General features: G+C 39.0%; 9 protein-coding genes. 7 read left to right on the top strand and 2 right to left on the bottom strand.

Annotation, left to right across the window (positions count from 1 at the left end):
* Nucleotides 1-119: 119 nt before the first annotated feature.
* A complete protein-coding gene (locus tag HWQ44_RS20360; protein ID WP_292722293.1) occupies nucleotides 120-1,538 on the bottom strand; it encodes a DUF2157 domain-containing protein in 1,419 nt (472 codons plus the stop codon).
* 210 nt (nucleotides 1,539-1,748) lie between these two features.
* On the opposite strand from HWQ44_RS20360, the gene HWQ44_RS20365 reads away from it, so the two are divergent.
* Nucleotides 1,749-2,708, top strand: coding sequence for an RsmB/NOP family class I SAM-dependent RNA methyltransferase (locus HWQ44_RS20365; RefSeq protein WP_292722475.1), 960 nt, complete (start codon nucleotides 1,749-1,751; stop codon nucleotides 2,706-2,708).
* A gap of 190 nt (nucleotides 2,709-2,898) precedes the next feature.
* On the opposite strand, the gene HWQ44_RS20370 is transcribed toward HWQ44_RS20365, so the two are convergent.
* Entirely contained in the window at nucleotides 2,899-8,910 is a 6,012-nt protein-coding gene (locus HWQ44_RS20370) for a non-ribosomal peptide synthetase (protein WP_292722295.1), read from the bottom strand.
* Between the two features lie 1,884 nt (nucleotides 8,911-10,794).
* Between HWQ44_RS20370 and HWQ44_RS20375 the strand changes: the two genes are divergently transcribed.
* The 6 genes from HWQ44_RS20375 to HWQ44_RS20400 all read left to right on the top strand — a co-directional run bounded on the left by HWQ44_RS20375 (nucleotide 10,795) and on the right by HWQ44_RS20400 (nucleotide 19,766).
* Nucleotides 10,795-12,237, top strand: coding sequence for a sugar transferase (locus HWQ44_RS20375; protein WP_292722297.1), 1,443 nt, complete (start codon nucleotides 10,795-10,797; stop codon nucleotides 12,235-12,237).
* A gap of 502 nt (nucleotides 12,238-12,739) precedes the next feature.
* Complete coding sequence (locus HWQ44_RS20380) at nucleotides 12,740-14,173, top strand: oligosaccharide flippase family protein (protein WP_292722299.1); 1,434 nt, start codon at nucleotides 12,740-12,742, stop codon at nucleotides 14,171-14,173.
* An 84-nt stretch (nucleotides 14,174-14,257) separates the two neighbouring features.
* Nucleotides 14,258-15,364: a glycosyltransferase family 4 protein gene (locus tag HWQ44_RS20385; RefSeq protein ID WP_292722301.1), complete on the top strand. Its 1,107-nt coding sequence runs from the start codon at nucleotides 14,258-14,260 to the stop codon at nucleotides 15,362-15,364.
* A gap of 402 nt (nucleotides 15,365-15,766) precedes the next feature.
* Entirely contained in the window at nucleotides 15,767-17,011 is a 1,245-nt protein-coding gene (locus tag HWQ44_RS20390) for an O-antigen ligase family protein (RefSeq protein WP_292722305.1), read from the top strand.
* A 304-nt stretch (nucleotides 17,012-17,315) separates the two neighbouring features.
* The gene (locus tag HWQ44_RS20395) at nucleotides 17,316-18,398 is read left to right on the top strand and encodes a glycosyltransferase family 4 protein (protein ID WP_292722307.1); all 1,083 of its coding nucleotides are present in this window, start codon (nucleotides 17,316-17,318) and stop codon (nucleotides 18,396-18,398) included.
* Between the two features lie 174 nt (nucleotides 18,399-18,572).
* Complete coding sequence (locus HWQ44_RS20400) at nucleotides 18,573-19,766, top strand: glycosyltransferase family 4 protein (RefSeq protein ID WP_292722309.1); 1,194 nt, start codon at nucleotides 18,573-18,575, stop codon at nucleotides 19,764-19,766.
* The last annotated feature ends 34 nt before the right edge of the window (nucleotides 19,767-19,800 follow it).

The raw sequence follows: 19,800 nt of genomic DNA on the forward strand, positions 1-19,800 counted from the left end.
AAAGCAGAGGTATTGAGGAGGTCAAAAGTAACGAGATTAGGACTGACGCAGAGAAACTTTAAAAACTTTGACGCACAGAGATTTTGATGATGAGCAGAATTCAGAATTCAGAATTCACACTACTTTTTACTTGTAGAGCTACCACCAGGTAAGCGGCGTTCAAACCAGAGCCCAGCGCTAATTAAAGCAGAACCGCACAAGACAAAGACTAGGGACTTGAAAAGTAAGTCTGTATCATACTCCTGCACGCGACTGATAATTTGCAGTGTTAATAACAGCATACCGCCCCAAAAGGAACTTCTGTTGCTTAATTTCAATCCTTCTTGAATTAGTCCCCAGGCTAATGTTGCTAGAAGTACATTGAAAATAAAAATGCCAAGTTCATCGATCCGGCTGATAGTTTGATGCCAAAAAGGTACTAGAGCAATAAAGACAAGAAATGTACTAATGACAGCAGTTGTGAAAATCACTTCGCGGCGCGGAGGATTATTTCTTTGACGCAGTAGAAACAACCATTGCAATACCGCCAAACCGCTGAGAATCCCCAAATCGATGATCGGCAAAGACTCGAATAAGTTTGTCACATTCGTTGGCTGATTATAACCATAATCTGGAGATTCCCAGACCCAACGAAAAGACAGAACATAAAAGACAACGCCGAAGCTTACCAACGCTAAATTACGAGCCAAAGATTGAAACAATCTGTAATTTATGGTTGGAAACAGCAAGTCATCATAACTCCAGAATAATGCAGGTGGGAGTGCAAAAGCAAAAGATGCCACCCAAGGGGCTATATCAGCATAATTCAGCAGTGGCAGGGGATTAAGGTTGGCTTGTAAGGAACTAGCAAAAACAAAGGCTGCTAGACCAAAAATCCAACGCGATCGACAGAAGTAGGCTAAGGGGACAAACACCAGCCATGCCAACAAAGGCATATGCTGCACTACTAGTCGCGACCAAGTTAACTCACCTGAAGCGTACCACAAGTCTTCTAGTCCAGTCCAGTAGCCGATTTCCACGAGAACAATTGACAGAATTCCTAAAGAATTTAAGGACAAACTGAAGGCCATCACTACAACACCCAACCCCCAGGCGAGAAACAGTTGGGAAGTTGAACCGACAATATTGAACATCTGGGCCATCAGCAGTAAATTTGCACCGAAAATGAAGGCGCTTAAAATTAGCAACCCCTCTCCCAGTAGACGTTTGCTTTTTTGTGGCTTCTTTCCTTCAGGTGGTCTCCAAGTGTAAAATCCAGTGATTGCGATCGCAAAAAACAAACTCATCATCAGAATAAATTTGACTTCTCGCGATCCTCCCTGCCAGTTTCCTGCTACAAAGGTAATTATGCCTAAGCATAAAAGGATGCTACCGATAGCGATCGCGATCGCTTTATTGCGATCGCGTGCAGCAGCTTCCAGGTTTTTAAATTGATAACGTTCTGCTATTTGTTCATACTGCGAAGAACTAATTAATCCTTCATCCCTCCATAGTTGTGCTTCTTTGCGTAATTTTTCCTGAAAACTATCTAAGAACATGACCTTCTCCGGTGCAGTGGGGTAGCTTGGCCATTGCGATCCCAATGGCGGTCATTATATTTTGAGTATGAAGCCAAAAGCCTTAATTACATTGTTCTTGTGTAACAGTTTTATTTTGATTGTGATACAACCTATAAATTTGTAATTTGTAATTCGTAATTAAGAAACTCAGGTTACAGATAATTGAAAATTGGTATTATATTTATTCACATGGAAAAACCTTCTAATTTATTACTTAAAGTCTCGCGACGTTTGTTCTCTAATCTAGATGAACAAGAAAAATTTATCGAGGCTTTGATAAATCCTCAGCCTTTTTCGCCCAGTATTCTTTGGTGTCAAGAAAAGTCAGAAACTTTGCCTTTAGCAGTGGAAACACCAACCTCTTGGCAACCACAATTTATAGACCGCTTATCTTTGGGAGAAAAACCCGGTCAGCATCCCTTACATCAACAAGGATATTTCTATTGTTTAGATTTTTCTTCAGTCTTTGCAGCTACTACTCTGTTAGCTATTCCTCAGTCAGTGCGTTTAGTTTTTGATATGTGTGCTGCACCAGGAGGTAAAAGTATCTTTGCGTGGAAAGCTTTACAACCTGACTTACTCATCAGTAATGAAGTAATTGGCAAACGTCTGGGAATGCTAATTTCTAATTTGAAGCGTTGCCAGATTAACCCTAGTGCAGTCGTTAATAGAGATTCGAGCATATTTGCTCAAATGTTTCCTGGCTTTGGCAATCTAGTAATAGTAGATGCTCCTTGTACTGGACAATCTTTACTTGCTAAAGGAGAAAAAGCACCCGGATGTTTTCACCCAACTGCTATTAATAAGAGTGCAAATCGGCAAAAGCGCATTATAGCTAACTCTGCTAAAATTGTTTCATCACAAGGCTATCTTGCTTATATGACTTGCACATATTCACCCGAAGAAAATGAGCAAGTTTGTGAATGGTTTTTGGAACGATTTCCCCAGTTTCAAGCAATAGAAATTAGTAATTTAGCCAAATATCAATCACATTTAACTACGATGCCTTGTTATCGGATGTTTCCTCAAGATAAGTTAGGTGCTGGTGCATTTACAGTCCTATTTAAAAATACTAATGAAGATGATCGTCAAGAAGTAAATTTTAATACAATCTCTTCACTGTATATCTACCAAAATCTGAAAAAATAAAGTTATATCAACGTGAGTTCGACAAATCTTATTTGACCTCTCCCCCAGCCCCTCTCCGACACGGAGAGGGGAGCAAAAAGCTTAATTTTTCGTTGCTCTTCACTTTCCGTTTTGGAGAGGGAGGTTGGGAGGGAGAGGTTCATCGAACTCACGTTAAAAAGGAGTGAATTAGAGCAAGCGTATTGCTCATTCATCTGTCTGTCATCGATGGAGACTGCGCCTGAGTTAAGCAATTTCTCAATATTTCGGCTAACACCTGTACGTGGGGTTCTTTAAGTAGCTCAAGGTGAGATCCGGGAAGGTAATGGGTATTTAATCCACCGCTTATTAGATCACCCCAGCCGAATTGAGGATCGTATTGTGTGCCTACAGTTTCGCTTCGATTTTGATCTTCTGTCCGCAAGAGGATAGCTCGACCAAGGTAAGGTGAGAATATATATTCACTGATGGCTTGAGTATTAGCATCTATACTCTTTAAATGCTTGTCATTCTCAGGTAAATGAAGTACCCCTTCCAAGTAACGGTTATATCTATTTTGGAGATGCTGCTTACGCCAATAGCTCCATTCCATAGTCTTTTGCCAAATGTAGCCTGGCCCTTGTTGAACGACATTATTTAAATGCAAAAAAATTCGCTTGAGAAATGACGCCCGCCAGCTATAACCTGGACGACAACTATCAAGCATAACTAGAATACCAACTTGTTCACCTTGCTCTTGGAGTTGCTGAGCCATCTCGAAAGCAACTATACCCCCAAAAGAATAACCTCCCAGAAAATAAGGCCCATTGGGCTGAAGAGTCTGAATTTCTTGGATATAGTGAGTCGCCATATCTTCAACCCGTGTATGGAAAGGATGTTTTCCATCTAGTCCTTGTGGCTGTAGTCCATAGAATGGTTGATCTGAACCCAAATGCAGTGCCAATTGACGGAAACACAACACTTCTCCACCCAGTCCGTGAATACAGAAAAAAGGTGGCTTGGAACCGTTGGGTTGAATTTCTACCAGGGATGACCAGCTAGATTTTAATTTATCTAAGGTATTTACTAAAGCCTTGTTTGTTGCTATGTCTTCTTCTTGGGAGATGATTTTGGCTAGAGCCTCTACAGTACCTGACTGAAAGAGAATGGCAAGAGGCAGATTTTTACTAAATTCCTTCTCAATTTGCCAAAACAGTTTTACCGCTAATATGGAGTGTCCTCCTAGTTCAAAGAAGTTGTCCCTGACACCGATAGGTTGGATACCTAAAATTTCTTCCCAAATTTTGGTCAGTTGAAATTCTAATTCATCACGGGGAGCCAGATAGGTGTTTTCTGAATCAAGCCTTGTTGAGTCTGGCGCTGGTAAAGCGCGGCGATCGATTTTGCCGTTGGGGGTTAAGGGTAGGGTATCTAGTAAAACGAAAGCACTAGGTACCATATATTCTGGCAGTTTTTGTTTGAGGAAGTGACGCAGTTCGTCTGTGGTTGGTGTCTGTTCTGGGTGAGGAACGATGTAGGCGACTAGTCGCTGGTTTTCTGGATTATCAACTCTAGCTGTGACGACAGTTTGCTGTACGGTGGGGTGTTGTGCTAATAAAGCTTCAATTTCTCCAAGTTCGATGCGGAAACCACGAATTTTTACCTGATGATCGATTCTACCGATGTATTCAATGTTGCCATCGGCAAGATAGCGGGCTAAATCTCCCGTTTTGTAAAGTTTTTCGCCTTCGTTAAAGGGATGGGAAATAAATCGCTCGGCTGTTAAGTTTGGACGGTTAAGATAACCTCTGGCAACTCCGACACCACCAATATAAAGTTCGCCGATCGCACCCAATGGAACTGCTTGCAGATAGGAATCGAGGATATAAAGTTGAGTGTTGGCGATCGCTCTCCCAATCGGTACACTTTTTAAGTTACTCTCTCTTTGGCACTGCCAAAATGTGACATCAATTGCCGCTTCAGTAGGCCCATAGAGGTTGTGTAGTTCACATCCCATCGGGTCAAAAAACCGCTCCTGGAGGTCAACTGGTAAGGCTTCTCCACTACAAAACACCCGTTTTAGAGATTTGCAACGCTCTAGCCCTTTGGTTTCTAAAAATATCTGCAACATGGAGGGTACAAAATGCAGTGTTGTAATTCTCTCTTGGGCGATGGTGTTGATTAAGTAAGTTGCATCTCGCTGCCCGCCTGGTTGAGCCATCACTAAACGCGCCCCTGTCAATAGTGGCCAGAAAAACTCCCAAACGGAAACGTCGAAACTAAAAGGGGTTTTTTGCAGAACGCTATCAGTTGCATTTAGTTTGTAAGCGTCTTGCATCCACAGTAAGCGATTGCAAATTCCCCGATGGGTATTCATCGCGCCCTTTGGTTTGCCAGTGGAACCAGAGGTGTAAATTACATAAGCTAGATCCTGAGGTTTGACGCTTGAATTGGGATTGCGTAGACGCAAAGAGGTGAGAGGGTCGCAGTCTTGGCGGTTCCCGTCGATTGCGAACCGCTGAACCCGAAGGGATTCTTGGTAGATATCGCTTTGTTGTGAGATTGTTTCCCACTCTGTATCCAAGCAAATTTTTTGAGTTTTTCCGGGTAGATGATCCAGCAAATTACTTTGGGTGAGCAGCACTGGGGCTTGACAATCCTCTAACATATATGCCAGACGCTCTTGGGGATATTCGGGATCAAGAGGTACATAAGCGCCGCCAGCCTTGAGAATCCCTAACAATCCGACAACCATTTCTAAGGAACGCTCAACACAAATGGCTACAAGTACATCTGGCTGGAATCCACAAGTTTGCAAGTAGTTTGCTAGCTGATTGGCACGACAATTTAGCTCACTGTAGGTAAGGTGCTTGTCTGCAAATTTTACAGCGATCGCATCTGGTGTTTTTTCTACCTGCGCTTCAAATAACTGGTGCAGACATTGAGATAAATCGTAGTCAGCTTGGGTATTATTCCACTCTCCTAGTAGCTGATGCTGTTCGGCTGGTGTTAACAGAGGTAAATCTGAAATATGCTGTTCTGGGTTGGCGACGATGCCTTCAAGTAAAGTTTGGAAATGCCCAAGCATTCGAGCGATAGTTGTAGCATCGAATAAATCTGTGTTGTATTCAATTCCACCTTTGATCCCCTCTGAAGTTTCTTCCAGGTCGAGGGTAAGATCGAACTTTGCTGCACCGTTATGGACTTCTAGAGGGGTAATGTTCAATTCCGGCAGTTCCCAAAGTTGGCTTGGGGTATTGTGGAAGGCAAACATTACCTGAAACAGCGGTGAGTGGCTCAGATTTCGCTCTGGCTGTAGTTCTTCTACTAGCTTCTCGAAGGGCAGGTCTTGGTGGGCATAAGCTCCTAGTGTTACTTCTCGAACTTGACTAAGTAACTGCCGGAAACTTGGGTTGCCTGAAAAGTTAGTGCGTATGGCTAGGGTATTGACAAAGAACCCAATCAACCCTTCGGTTTCAATTTGGTTGCGACCAGCAATAGGGGAACCGATAAGAATATCTTCTTGTCCAGTGTAGCGGTGTAATGTTGTGCCAAAAGCCGCCAGCAATGTCATGAATAGGGTGACACCCTCTTGATGCGAGAGTTTTTTGAGCGATGTACTCAGGGTCTGGGGTAGCATCAGGGATTGCACTGCTCCCTGGTAAGTTTGGACTGGTGGCCGTGGTCGGTCGGTTGGTAATTCTAATACAGTATTAGCAGCTGCTAACTGGGTTTTCCAGTAGTTGATTTGGCTGGAGAGGATTTCACCCGATAGCCATGCCTGTTGCCAGACAGCAAAATCGGCATACTGAATGGGCAATTTTGGTAGAGGGGAAGGTTTACTGCTCAAAAAGGCTTTATAAACGGCTGCTAACTGCTGCCAGAGAATGCCTATTGACCACCCATCTGAAGCGATGTGGTGCATGACCAACAAAAGTATATGCTGCTGTTCGTCTATTTGCAGTAAGGTAGCTCGCAGCATCAAGTCAGTTTCTAAGTTGAAAGGGCGTTGCGCCTCTTGATTTAGCAGACATTCCACTTGCTCCGGTGTTACCTTAATTACCTTGAGTTCCACTGACCGAGGCGGGCCAATTACTTGTATGGGGCTACCATCAAGTGATGTAATGAAGTTTGTTCGCAGCGCCTCATGATGGCCAACGATCGCATCTAGTGAATGCTGTAATACATCTGTATTTAACGTGCCCGTTAAGTGCTGGGCTTTGGAGAGAATATATGCTCTGCTGTCGGGTTGCAACTGCTGCAAAAACCACACTCGCTGTTGGGCAAAGGATAAAGGGGCTGACTCCCGGTTGGCTATTTGGGGAATAGTTTGATTTTGGGGATCATATTCTTGAGTCTGGTTTTGGGTAATCGCTTGAGCTAAAGTAGCGATCGTTGGATTCTCAAACAAAAGTTGCAACGGTATTTCTATCCGAAAGGCTTGGCGAACCCTAGACATAACTTGAGTGGCCAGCAGTGAATTACCTCCCAATTCAAAAAAATTGTCGTGGATACCTACTTGTTCCAGACGCAAAACTCTTGCCCAGATGTTAGCTAATATCTCTTCTGTCGAATTCTGAGGTGGGACAAAGTTAGTTGATAGACTAAGAGCAAATGTATCCGGTGCTGGTAAAGCCCGACGGTCTATTTTTCCGTTGACATTTAGTGGCAAGGTATCCAAAAATACAAAGAAACTAGGCACCATGTATTCAGGCAGTTGACCTGACAAAAAGCGACGCAATTCAACCTGACTAGGAATTTTCTCTGGACTGGCAACAATATATGCCACTAGTTGCTTGTCACCGATAACATCCTCTCTAGCTATGACTATAGTCTGCGTCAGTGCCGGATGTTGACCTAATATGGCTTCAATTTCTCCCAATTCAATGCGGAAGCCACGTATTTTCACTTGGTAGTCAGTCCGACCAAGGAACTCGATATTACCATCACTCAAGTAACGTGCCAAGTCCCCAGTCTTGTAAAGACGTGCCCCAGGTTCAGAGCTAAAAGGGTTGAAAATGAACTTATCTATGGTCAATTCTGGACGGTTAAGATAGCCTCGCGCTAGACCAATACCGCCAATATGCAGTTCGCCTGATTCACCAACAGGCACAGACTGCAAATTTTCATCAAGGATGTGAATCTCTGCATTAGTAATGGGGCGACCAATGGGAGCAATAGCGTAATTAGTGCCGCGCTGGCAAGTCCAGAAAGTGGTATCAATGGAAGCTTCTGTCGGGCCATAACAATTATGCAGAACATTGTCTAAATTCAATTGGGCAAAAAAGTGTTCTATCAGTTCGCCAGGTAAAGCTTCACCACCGCAGATAATGTGTCTGAGAAATCGGCAATTCTCAATTCCCTTCTCTTCCAGTAAGACACGGAGTATGGAAGGTACTAAGGCCAAAACGGTGATTTGCTGCTCAGTAATCACCTTTACAAGGTAGGCAGGGTCTTGATGTCCACCAGGACGAGCCATGAACAATTGCCCTCCAAAGCACAATGGCCAGAATATCTGCCACACAGAGGGGTCGAAACTAAAAGAAATAGTCAGTAAAACTTTGTCTGCCTGAGTTAATCCAAAGGTTGTTTGCTTCCAGTAGAGTTGATTGCAGATTCCACGGTGAGGAATCATTACACCCTTGGGTTGTCCTGTAGAACCAGATGTGTAGATTACGTAGATGAGGTGATCAACCGTTGTCTCATTAACAGGATTTTCTTGACTGTTTTGGATATTCTCTTGCCAGTTTGAGTCCAGACAAATTACTTGTGCTTGATGCGGTGGCAGGTTGTTGAGCAATTTCTCTTGGGTTAACAATACTGGTGTCTGGGTGTCTTCCAAGATGAAGGCTAGACGTTCTGAGGGATATGCCGGATCTAAAGGCACATAAGCGCCTCCAGCTTTGAGAATGCCTAGTAGTCCTACGATCATTTCCAAGGAGCGCTCCAGGCAAATGCCCACAAGTACCTCAGGCCCAACACCTAAAGTCCGTAAGTGGTGCGCTAGTTGATTCGCCTGCTGGTTTAACTGCTGATAAGTAAGTTGTGTATTGTCACATACTACAGCAATGGCTTGGGGCGATCGCTCTACTTGCATCTCAAACATTTTATGGATGCACAAATCCGAATGATGAACTACTTGGGCATCATTCAATTCCTGTAGAACTTGAGTGCCGATGATGTGAGTTAAGGTATCTAACGGAATATTTTGCTTATACTCTGAAGTCTGGCTATTTATCTGCATTTTCTATATATAAACTCCATCAGTAAATGCCATTTTTTTTATTTATTATTTATTGTATATGTGTTTATACCAGATAAGGCTACACATAAAGCCATCAGGAAAAATAGTAGTCACTGGCTCAGAAACATAGACGCAAAGCGGCTTCCTGCAAGGTAGCCTAGCTAGCCTTCAGAGCGTGACGTTGCGTGTAGCTTGCTTCCCCAAATATATACCCTTCTGCTTTCCAGTCCGCACGTTAATTATATGCAGCTTCAAATATAATTGGTATTTAAGGCTTTAGCGAATCGATTCATAATCAAGATATAGCCGTGTGCAGTTCAGTAAGATACAAAAACTTTGCTGAAATGATTTGACAGCAAGGAATTTGGTGTTTTCATACAATCGACAATCGCTATAATAAATAATTTCTATCTTTTTATATCTTAAAATTTTTAACTAAAAATTTCAAATGCAGACAAGGTTTTTGTTTACTGCTTTTGTTTTTGTTGAAAATAGGTTTTTGATTTTACTTGATTACAATAACTTCAAATAATCCTGAAAAGACTCTATCCTTTTTCATCAAAATTTGCTAATAGAAAAAAGAATCATTACTAAATCTTCATTGTGTTTCTTCATATGTAAAAATACTGTAAAGCAATAATTATAATTTGCTAAAATAATTAAGTAGAACACTGTAAAAATTTGTCACTAGAATCAGACAGGAGGCATAAAGAAGTTTGATCGTTGCCTTCCAGTGTTGACGTAACCTGATGCAGGCATCTAAACTTCAAAGAAGCGGAAAGTAGGAAAAAAGAGGCTTTTAGCCTCGTTTATCTTTCTTTAGGTAGTTGTTTTTTATTTACGCTGACTTAGTGAAACCACCGTTAGGTGGGTTCCATCTCACTAAATATAAAGCATACATAAAGCGAAAACCTTTGCACATGGACTTAACATCTGTGTCAACGTAACGTAAGATACGGATAAAATGTTTGTTTTTTCTGGCAGCAAATACTTATTCAAGCTCTTAGCTATAAATAAAGACTTGTTATGGTGATACCACAATGTTCAAGGCTCAGTTTCTGATAAACAAGATTAGAACAATCAAAGTCTAATCTAGACGCCAAAAATTGCATTAAAAAAATTGATTCTCGATCAGGAGGCAAAAATGTCTATAACGCAGATATGACAAGACTCACAGATATCACGCATTGCTAATATTACTTTCAGTTCTGAGAATTTATGTTCATTAATCTGCAACCACTTCTCTAGAGGAGCCCATAAACCTGACCCAATTCAACCACGATATCAGATTATATAAAGTTTTGTAACAAAAAACAAATTTTTGATGCGTTTCGTTATATGTTGTGTATGTAAGTTTTGTAAATCAGTAATTATGCGTAAAGAAACTGAGAAGCTTCTAAGCAAAACTGAGTTAGTCTAGCTAAACATGTTACAGTAACTTATAGTGAGATACTATTGTATCTCTGTCATAGAAGCAAAAATCTGCAATATAACTGCAATAACTCAGTCCAACTATTTATTACGCACCTCAACTTAAAAATCCTAATATTTTTACCTTGCCTGCTTTACTATATAATGCCAGGAATTTTGTTTAACTATAAATTAACTCAATAAAAAGTCAAAATCATTTCCTTGGCATCAAAGCTCAAAATTTCTAGACCAAACTGGACGCCATCACGCAACAAAATCTCAGCATTCGGATAGTAGCCACATTCAAACCAACCCCAGAAGATGCTTTTGCTCGAGAACTTAACTCTGAATAAAATAGTTAATATGTAGACTATAAGACTATAAAGAGCAGGTTTCTTTAAAAAAAGCACAACGTGAGATACCTCACTTGCAGAGGTTTCCATCAAACTTTAACTATACCAAGCGTTACTAACTATGAGTAATCAAAGCATTGCAACAAATAAATTAAGTGAAGTGCCTTTAGATTTGCGTGCATCTTCATTTGTCAGAGTCCGCAAGGGTTCATGGTGGTTAAGATTAACAACATTATTTCTAGTAGACTATACTCTTTTATCCTTAGCTTGGGTTTTAGCTGGATATCAATCTTCTTATGGGGATTTTACTTGGTATATACCCAGTAATTATTTACCGATTTTAATAACTATTGGAATTCAAATAGGATCACTAGCTCTCCAAGGTATTTATCGAGAAGGTCAAAAACGCTATGACTATTTGAATATTATCAAATCGCTAACTTTTGCTCATGGATTAATACTCCTTGTTTGTCTTTTGTATAAACCAGTTATTGATATTACACGCCCAAGATTAATATTATTATCTTGGTTGCTAAGTATATTATTTATTTGTACTGGTAGATATACAGTAAATTTTACTCTAGAATATCTACGTAAGCAGAAAAAAATAGTTCGTTCTTCTGTCTTCATTATTTGTGATCCTCAGGATCATGAGCAGATTGCTAGCTTTATAAAAAAAGAAAAACATTACATTGTATCTGGAACTGCGAATGCTAATTCCTTAGACAGATATAAACGTCAGCAAACATTGAATCAACTTAATCAATTAGGTGTAACGGAAGTTTTTATATCTTGGGATGCTCTAAAAAATAGAATGTTTTTGTGCTGGTTATTTCAAGCATCTGGTATCCAAGTACATATCTTACCGATGGAATTAAAACCAATTTATAGAAATGTAGAATTTAATAAAATCGGGGGAATGCCTTGTCTGAGTTTGGATTGCCCAATAATTACAGGTAAAGATTTTTGGCTAAAGCGTAGTTGTGATTTTTGTTTTGCGACTTTATTTGTAATGTTATCATTCCCCATTTATCTAGCTATAGCCATAGCTATAAAACTGGACTCTCCTGGCACAGTATTTTACAGGCAAACTCGTATAGGTTTACATGGGCAACAGTTTAAAGTATGGAAATTCAGAACGATGAGGTCTGATGCGGAAAAATTACAGAAAGAATTAGAAGCTTTAAATGAAACGAAAGATGGAATTATTTTTAAAATAAAAGATGATCCTCGCGTCACCCGTGTTGGAAAATTTCTCCGTCGTTACAGCTTAGACGAATTACCCCAACTTTTTAACGTTATCCTTGGAGAAATGAGTATAGTAGGACCTCGCCCTTTACCTATTAGAGATGTAGATAAGTTTTCTGAACATCATTTTATTCGACATGAAGTTTTACCCGGTATTACAGGTCTTTGGCAAGTCTCAGGTCGCTCAGATATTTTAGATTTTGAACAAGTGATAATTCTTGATCTCAACTACATCGAAAATTGGTCTCTTGGATTAGACTTTGAAATTCTGCTGAAAACAGTTATGGTAGTTTTGAAAAAAGAAGGCGCCTACTAAGTCATCAAATAGCAGACAGCAATAATTATATTACTTACATATTGATATAAATATTGCAGTTTGCAATGGGGTTTTTCACCCATTAAATTTAGATTTTTATACTTTGCTGAGTGATTTACTACCTACCTGCTAAGAGGGAAGTACAGGGTTTATTTGTGGAATGAGGTACATGTATAATACAACACTAAAAAACTGTCAGTCAAAGTTTTTAGTGTACCTCATGCGAATAATAACCACTATATAAAGCTTTCGTATTTACAACTCAAAGTCTTTGTTAATTAAGAAAAATGTGGGATGAATAGCATACTCAAGCGTGCGATGATAGAAGCAAAACCAAAATGCATTTTCATTGCATTATTGTCTTGAATTCGTGTGACTGGTATGTATGGAAAAGCTAAAAAACTTCTAACGGTATATTAGAAAAAATAAGTGATAAGTCATGAGATTTCATAAGTATTAGTGATTCCAAGATTAACGAAATAGACTAATTAACAATTCCAGAATGGTAGAAAAGTACAAATTTATAAGTAATTCCCTCTCAATGATAGTCAATCGGTTAGCGCAAAGCATTACAGCCTTTGTATTAACTGCTGCTATTGCTCGCACTCTAGGAGCTGAGGCTTTAGGACAGTATCTACTAGCATATAGCTACTACTTTATCTTTGTGGGCATTGCCTCACAGGGGCTAAAGACATTGTTCACCAGAGAACTAGCCCGTGAGCCAGAAAAAACGCCAGTTTATTTAATGAGTGGTACGTGGCTGCAATTAATTTTTAGTTTTTTCAGTTATGGGGTATTGGTAATCGTAGTGTTTTTACTTCCCTATAGTTCCAAAACCTCGATTATTTGCTACATCATGGGCTTAACGATCATTCCCTTTGCACTTTCCAACATCACTGAGGCAGTTTTTCAAGCTCAAGAAAAGATGCATCTGATTGCCATCGCTACAGTTCCAGTGTATATCCTACGCCTAATAATAATGATTTGGGCGATGCAACTGCAATACGGAATTGAATATCTGGGAGCGATCCTATTTTTTTCAGAAACACTAATTCTTGTAATTGAATGGATTCTGATCGCACGATTAGTAAAAATACAATGGCAGATTGATGGAGATTTTGTATTTAATACAATCAAAAGTGCGCGGACATTTTTTGCTATTGAAGCAATAGCTGTAGTCTCTAGCAGAATTCAAATTTTGATTCTTTCATTATTAGGAAATGAGTTTTTAGTAGGTCTATTTGGTGGAATAGTACAATTGCTACAGCCCTTTTTGATTATTGCTAACAGTATAACTTTAGCAATGTTTCCGAGACTTTCAAAGGCAGTAGGTGAAGGACGGGATAAACAGAAGCAGATCACTGAAAATATGATTGAAGTCCTACTACTTATATCATTACCTTTATTTTTAGGGCTGTTATTTTTTGGTAAAGATATACTAACTTTTGTATATGATGCTAGCTTTGCTCAGGCAAATATAGCCCTTCGTTTAAGTGCGGCATCGCTGCTTTTATTGCCCTTTATCCGCTCACTTTCCTATTTACTTGTAGCCAATGGTTTCGAGATAGTGAACCTACGTGAAGTAGTTATTACCACTACATTAGGAAGCTTGGGAGGTATAGCATTAGTTTCCCAATATCACTTACTAGGTGCAGCTATTATGGCATTATTAATGACTACTCTTGGTTTTATCCAGTATGTTTTCTTCACCTATAGTCGTCTATTTTCATTAAATTTATGGCGAATTATGCGCCGACCGTTATTAATAAGTATTTTGATGTTACCTATATTTGTATTGTTGCAAAAAATTAGCTTAGACTTTATATTTACTCTAATGATTTCAACTTGTGCCTATGGGTTATTTGTGAGTTATCTGGGTATTCGTGCATTTGGTGGTTTCCGTTTTTTATGGGACAAACTTTTAAAAGTTCAGTAAATTGTTTAATAACAAATCCTGCTAGTAATGTATCTAAGATTTATTGATTAAATAAATGATTTAAATAAAAATATAATTTTAATTATGATTAAGGTTGCTCTATTACATTTTTGCTTTGAAGACTACACCATCGAATTAGCAAACAGTCTGGTTAAATATGTTGATTTAACGCTAATTCATCCGGAAAAAGTCTCAGATGCCTGTACCAATGTTCTTGATTCCAGAATCCGCGTCATTAGCTTTAAAAAACCACGGATTCGCGACCCACGCAACTTATTATCGATGAGCACTATGATGAATATCATCAAAGACATACAGCCAGATGTTTTACATGTGCAAGAAACTAACGATCCTTGGTACGATTGGACTTTGTTACTCAATAAGATGCCACCATTGGTGACAACTATCCACGATATATTCCGTCACCCAGGAGATAATATGAGTGTATTTGGTTCTGAGTATACTAGACGTATTGGCTTCTACCGTTCCCAACAATTGATTGTTCATACTTATCAACTTAAAAACATTTTAATTGAACAATTTCGTATACCTCAAGAGCGAGTCAATGTTTTACCTCATGGGGAACTTGGTAGTTTATATCAGCGCCGAGGCAGTCAAAATATTCAAGCCCGTGAGCCATATACATTGCTATTTTTTGGACGCATTTTGCCCTATAAAGGATTGAAATATTTGCTTGAGGCTATGCCCTTGATTGCTGAGTGTATACCTGAAGTCAAGCTGATTATTGCTGGAAAGGGAGAAAATATAAGGCAGTATTTCCCTAATGGTTATGATGAGAAACGCTACGAGATTATCAATGACTTTATCCCCCTTGAAGAAGTAGGTAATCTATTTCAACGGAGCACGGCAACAGTTCTGCCATATATCGAAGCCTCTCAAAGTGGTGTTGCAGCTTTATCCTATGGAATGGGAACGCTGGTTGTGGCTTCTGAGGTGGGGGGATTAAGTGAGATAGTTCAGCATAAAAAAGATGGTTTGTTAGTTCCACCGCATGATGTCCGAGCTCTAGCGGATGCTATCATTTGTTTATTAAGCGATCGCGACTTGCAACAAAGTATGCAAACTGCGGCACTAGCTCGTTGTCAGCAAGATTTAAATTGGTCAAATATTGCCGCTCAAACAGCACAAATTTATCATAGAGAAATGAATATGCAAAATAAAAAATATTAGTTAATTTACAGCGATCCTAAATTGCTTGTGAGCTAACAGACAAAGTATTCGATTATATAGAGTAATACTATAGAATCATTTTTGAATCAAAACAAAACTACTAGAGCATAAAGATCCCACAGTTTGCTTGAAATACATGAGTATCTCACTTCACTAACCAAAATTTACCTATCCAATAGTGGAAAATCACCTGCATCCGTCTTCCTGCTTACGCTCCTAAACAAAATCCTGTAGAAAATCCCTGGTTACAAACCAAGAACTTTGTCCGCCAATTTTATATGTTCTGCAAGTGATTCGGTGCAGTTAAGTTCTTGTTTAAGTTCGCTGTTAAGACCAAGTTTTTTCCTTCGATAAAGTCTTTATATACACATTAAGTGTTCACGACCTATTTAGGATTGCTGTATGAGAAAACTACTAATTTTTGCGGAGCAGGTATTTACAATTTTAACTTTGCTGATGTATTCAGGAGCAATCTTAAATGTCATCCTGTCAGGAGGGGCAGGACAGAATGATTTAGTCGAATATGATAGCTCATTGATTAGAGTTATTTTTTTCTTAATCTACATAGTTACCTTTTTTCTACTAGTTTTGCGTTGGAGAAAAACTCTTTATTTCCTGATCTTAAGTAAAGATATTTGGCTTTATTCTTTAATTATATTGACAGCTGTTTCAATTACTTGGTCTTTTGCACCATCGACAACATTAAAAAATAGTTTTACGCTACTTAATTCCAGTTTGTTTGGTCTATATTTTACATCAAGATACACCTTAAAACAGCAATTACATTTACTTGCTTTGAACTTTGGAATTATTATAGTATTGAGTTTTATTTTTGCTATAGCCTTGCCTAAATACGGGATTCAGAACGACCTTGGTAGCCCAAAGTTGCGTGGAGTATTCGTGCACAAAAACGCTCTGGGAGGAAGGATGGTAACTAGTAGTATAGTTTTTTTTATCCTTGGTTATCAAGCTCAAAGACGTAGTTGGCTTTTCTGGGGGGGGTTTAGCTTGTCAATACTACTCTTACTACTTTCTGCTTCCACTTCATCTCTACTTAATCTATTAATTCTAATATTGGCATTTTTCGCTTTTCAAATTTGGCGTTGGTCATACCAGATCATGGTACCAACATTAATAATGGTGGCAACTATCATCCAAACTTCATATTTTTGGTTTTCTAATAACCCTGATGTCCTATTCAGTTCAATTGGTAAAGATTCGACACTGACGGGTCGAACAGATATTTGGCCATTAGTGATCGATAGGATTTGGAAACATCCTTGGCTTGGTTATGGTTATGGCGGATTCTGGCAAGGATGGGATGGCGAATCTGCTTATATTTGGCGCATAGTTGGATGGGTGCCAAACCACCCCCACAATGGTTATCTAGCTCTTTGTCTGGATTTGGGCCTTTTGGGCTTAGGGGTGTTCTTTTTAGGATTTTGGGGCAATTATCTGCAAGGATTCGCTCGACTGCGTGGTAGCAAAACAACATTAGATGTTTGGCCACTTATACATATGACATATTTAGCTTTAGCTAATCTTACTGAATCTACCTTGCTGGAATCTAATAGTTTGAATTGGATGCTCTATGTGGCAGTATCTCTCTCAGTAAGAATGAAATATGAAATAAAAATAAAATCATAAAAAATAAATACTAAAACTAAATCAGAATGTAAAAAAAAAAGTTTTGAAGCAATTTTTTATAGTAGTCATTTCCACAATAACCAAATTGAGATAACCGTTTTTTGATCCGATAAAATGCATTTTATTGAGAAAAACTTTCAACCTCAATAGAGCGGAAAATAATCATATATATAAAATAAGCACTTATTTATGAACAATATTTTATGCATTCCTTTAGTACTTGAAAACATGAAAATGATCAATTAGGGTTGTTTAGTTGATACATTAACCAAAGATAGCCCAATTATGGAAAAAATACAGCATTATGTGTCGAACTAAAACTCTTAAGGTTATCCTGTTAGGTCCTAGCTTACTCCAGCAAGGCGGCATTTCCAACTACGAAAAACTTTTTTTAGACTATGCTCCTTCTGAAGTTCACATATCTCATATTGTTACTCACCAAGAAGGAGCTATAGCAATCAAAATAATGGTATTTTTGAGAGCTATATATAAATTTTTATGGATGTTAATCAAGGAAGAAGTTGATATTGTTCAACTTGAAATTTCACAGCGCGGCAGTGTCTTCCGACAAGCTATTATGGCACTTGTCGCTTGGGTATTTCACAAGCCGATAATTCTACATGCTCACGGTAGTCAATTTCATGTTTTCTATGCTGAACTTGCAAAATGGATGCAGCAATTGCTAGGTTGGGTATTTTGCAAGTGTCAACGCTTAATTGTCTTATCAGAAAGTTGGAAAAGTTTTTACATAGAAAATCTTGGTCTAAAACCTGACCAAGTTGTAGTTTTTTATAATCCAGTAAAAATTCCTGCGGAAGTTCCACTGCGTTCCGTCTCTAGAAAAGTGAACTTACTTTTTTTAGGACGAATTGGGCAAAGAAAAGGAGCATTTGATTTGATAAAAGCCTTTTCTATTTTGCCTACTGAATATAAAAATAGATCAAGTATGATCATGGCAGGAGATGGAGACATAGAACAAGCACGTAATTTAGTTACGACTTTAAATCTAGAAAATTATATAAAATTGCCTGGCTGGATAGGGTCAGATGAACGTGATATTCTTTTAACTGAAGCAGATGTTTTTGTGTTGCCTTCTTACAACGAAGGTCTACCATTAGCAATGCTGGAAGCAATGGCTTGGGAGTTACCAGTCATCGTTACATCAGTAGGAGGCATACCTGAAATAGTTACTCAATCTGACAATGGATTAATAGTTAATCCAGGTAATGTTGAGCAGTTATCAGATGCTGTTAAGTCTTTAATTGAAAATGAGGCTCTAAGACTTTCTCTAGGATCTAAGGCTAGAACAAGTGTTTTTGCTCTTGATATCAAAAATCACTGGGTTTCTTTCCTTGATTTATATCGTTCAGTGTTAAATGTCAGATGATCGATAATGTAAGTGTAATTATCTAGCAACTATAAAACAGAAAGCTATGAAAATGCAGATATACAGGTTGTTCAGCCTAGTTTTGCTAGGTATGACTAAAAGTTCCCTAAAGAAGGCAGATTTTAGAGTTGACAAGTCAGTGTTTTAGTAAACTTATTAAAAATTGAGATTATTATGGCATTACCCAAAAAAGTATTAATTATCGTTGAAAATCTGCCAGTTCCCTTTGATCGGCGGGTATGGATGGAAGCAACTACTTTGCAAAAAGCTGGATATGAAGTTACTGTAATTTCACCAACAGGTAATGGTTTTGAAAAAGACTATGAAGTAATTGAGCAGATTCATATCTACCGTCATCCTCTACCACCAGAAGAAAGTTCGGTCATTGGCTATCTCCGAGAGTACAGTTGGGCAATTAACTGGCAATTCCGTCTAGCTCAAAGGGTATGGCGAGAGCGTGGTTTTGATGTCATACATATTTGTAATCCACCGGATTTACTTTTCTTAGTAGCAGGATGGTTTAAATTATTTCATGGTATATGGGTTATCTTTGATCATCATGACCTCAGTCCGGAGATGTATGAAGCTAAGTATCAACGGCGCGATATTTTTTATCATGGATTACGCTTGGCAGAACGCTTGACCTATGCAACAGCAGATATGGTAATTTCAACAAACGAGTCACACCGAGAGGTAGCTCTTAAGCGCGGGCACATGAAACCAGAGAAGGTCTTTATAGTTCGTAGTGCGCCTGATCTTTCGCGTTTTCGCCGAATGTCTCCAAACCCCAACTACCGTAGAGGTAGAAATTACTTGATAGGGTACATGGGTGTCATGGGCGAACCCGAGGGAATTGATTATCTCCTGAGAATGGTATATTACATTGTTCAGAAAAAAAATCGCTCCGATATTCACTTTATGCTAATCGGTAGTGGGCCTGCCGCTGAAAAACTTAAAGCCTTATCTAAAGAGTTAGGAGTGACTGAGTTTGTAGAATTTACAGGTTTTAAGCAAGGAGAAGAACTTTTAGAGCGGCTTTCCAGTTGTGACGTGTGTGTAGAACCATCTCCAACATCTGCTTATAACGAAAACTGCACCATGAATAAAATCCTCGAATATATGGCGATGGGAAAAGCAATTGTCCAGTTTGATTTACGAGAGGGAAGACGTTCTGCACAGGAAGCATCTCTTTATGCTAAACCTAACGATGAGGTGGAATTTGCCGAGAAAATTCTGGAGCTTCTAGATTTTCCTGAACGTAGAGAAAAGATAGGAGCCGAGGGGCGACGCAGAATGGAGGAGATTCTTGAGTGGCAATATCAAGCTCCGAAATTGTTAGAGGCTTATGATAAAATTTGGCAAAGTTAGTAGCTACTTTAAATTTCAGAATCACTATTTAAGT

The sequence above is a fragment of the Nostoc sp. JL34 genome (assembly GCF_017114945.1).
Lineage (GTDB): Bacteria > Cyanobacteriota > Cyanobacteriia > Cyanobacteriales > Nostocaceae > Nostoc.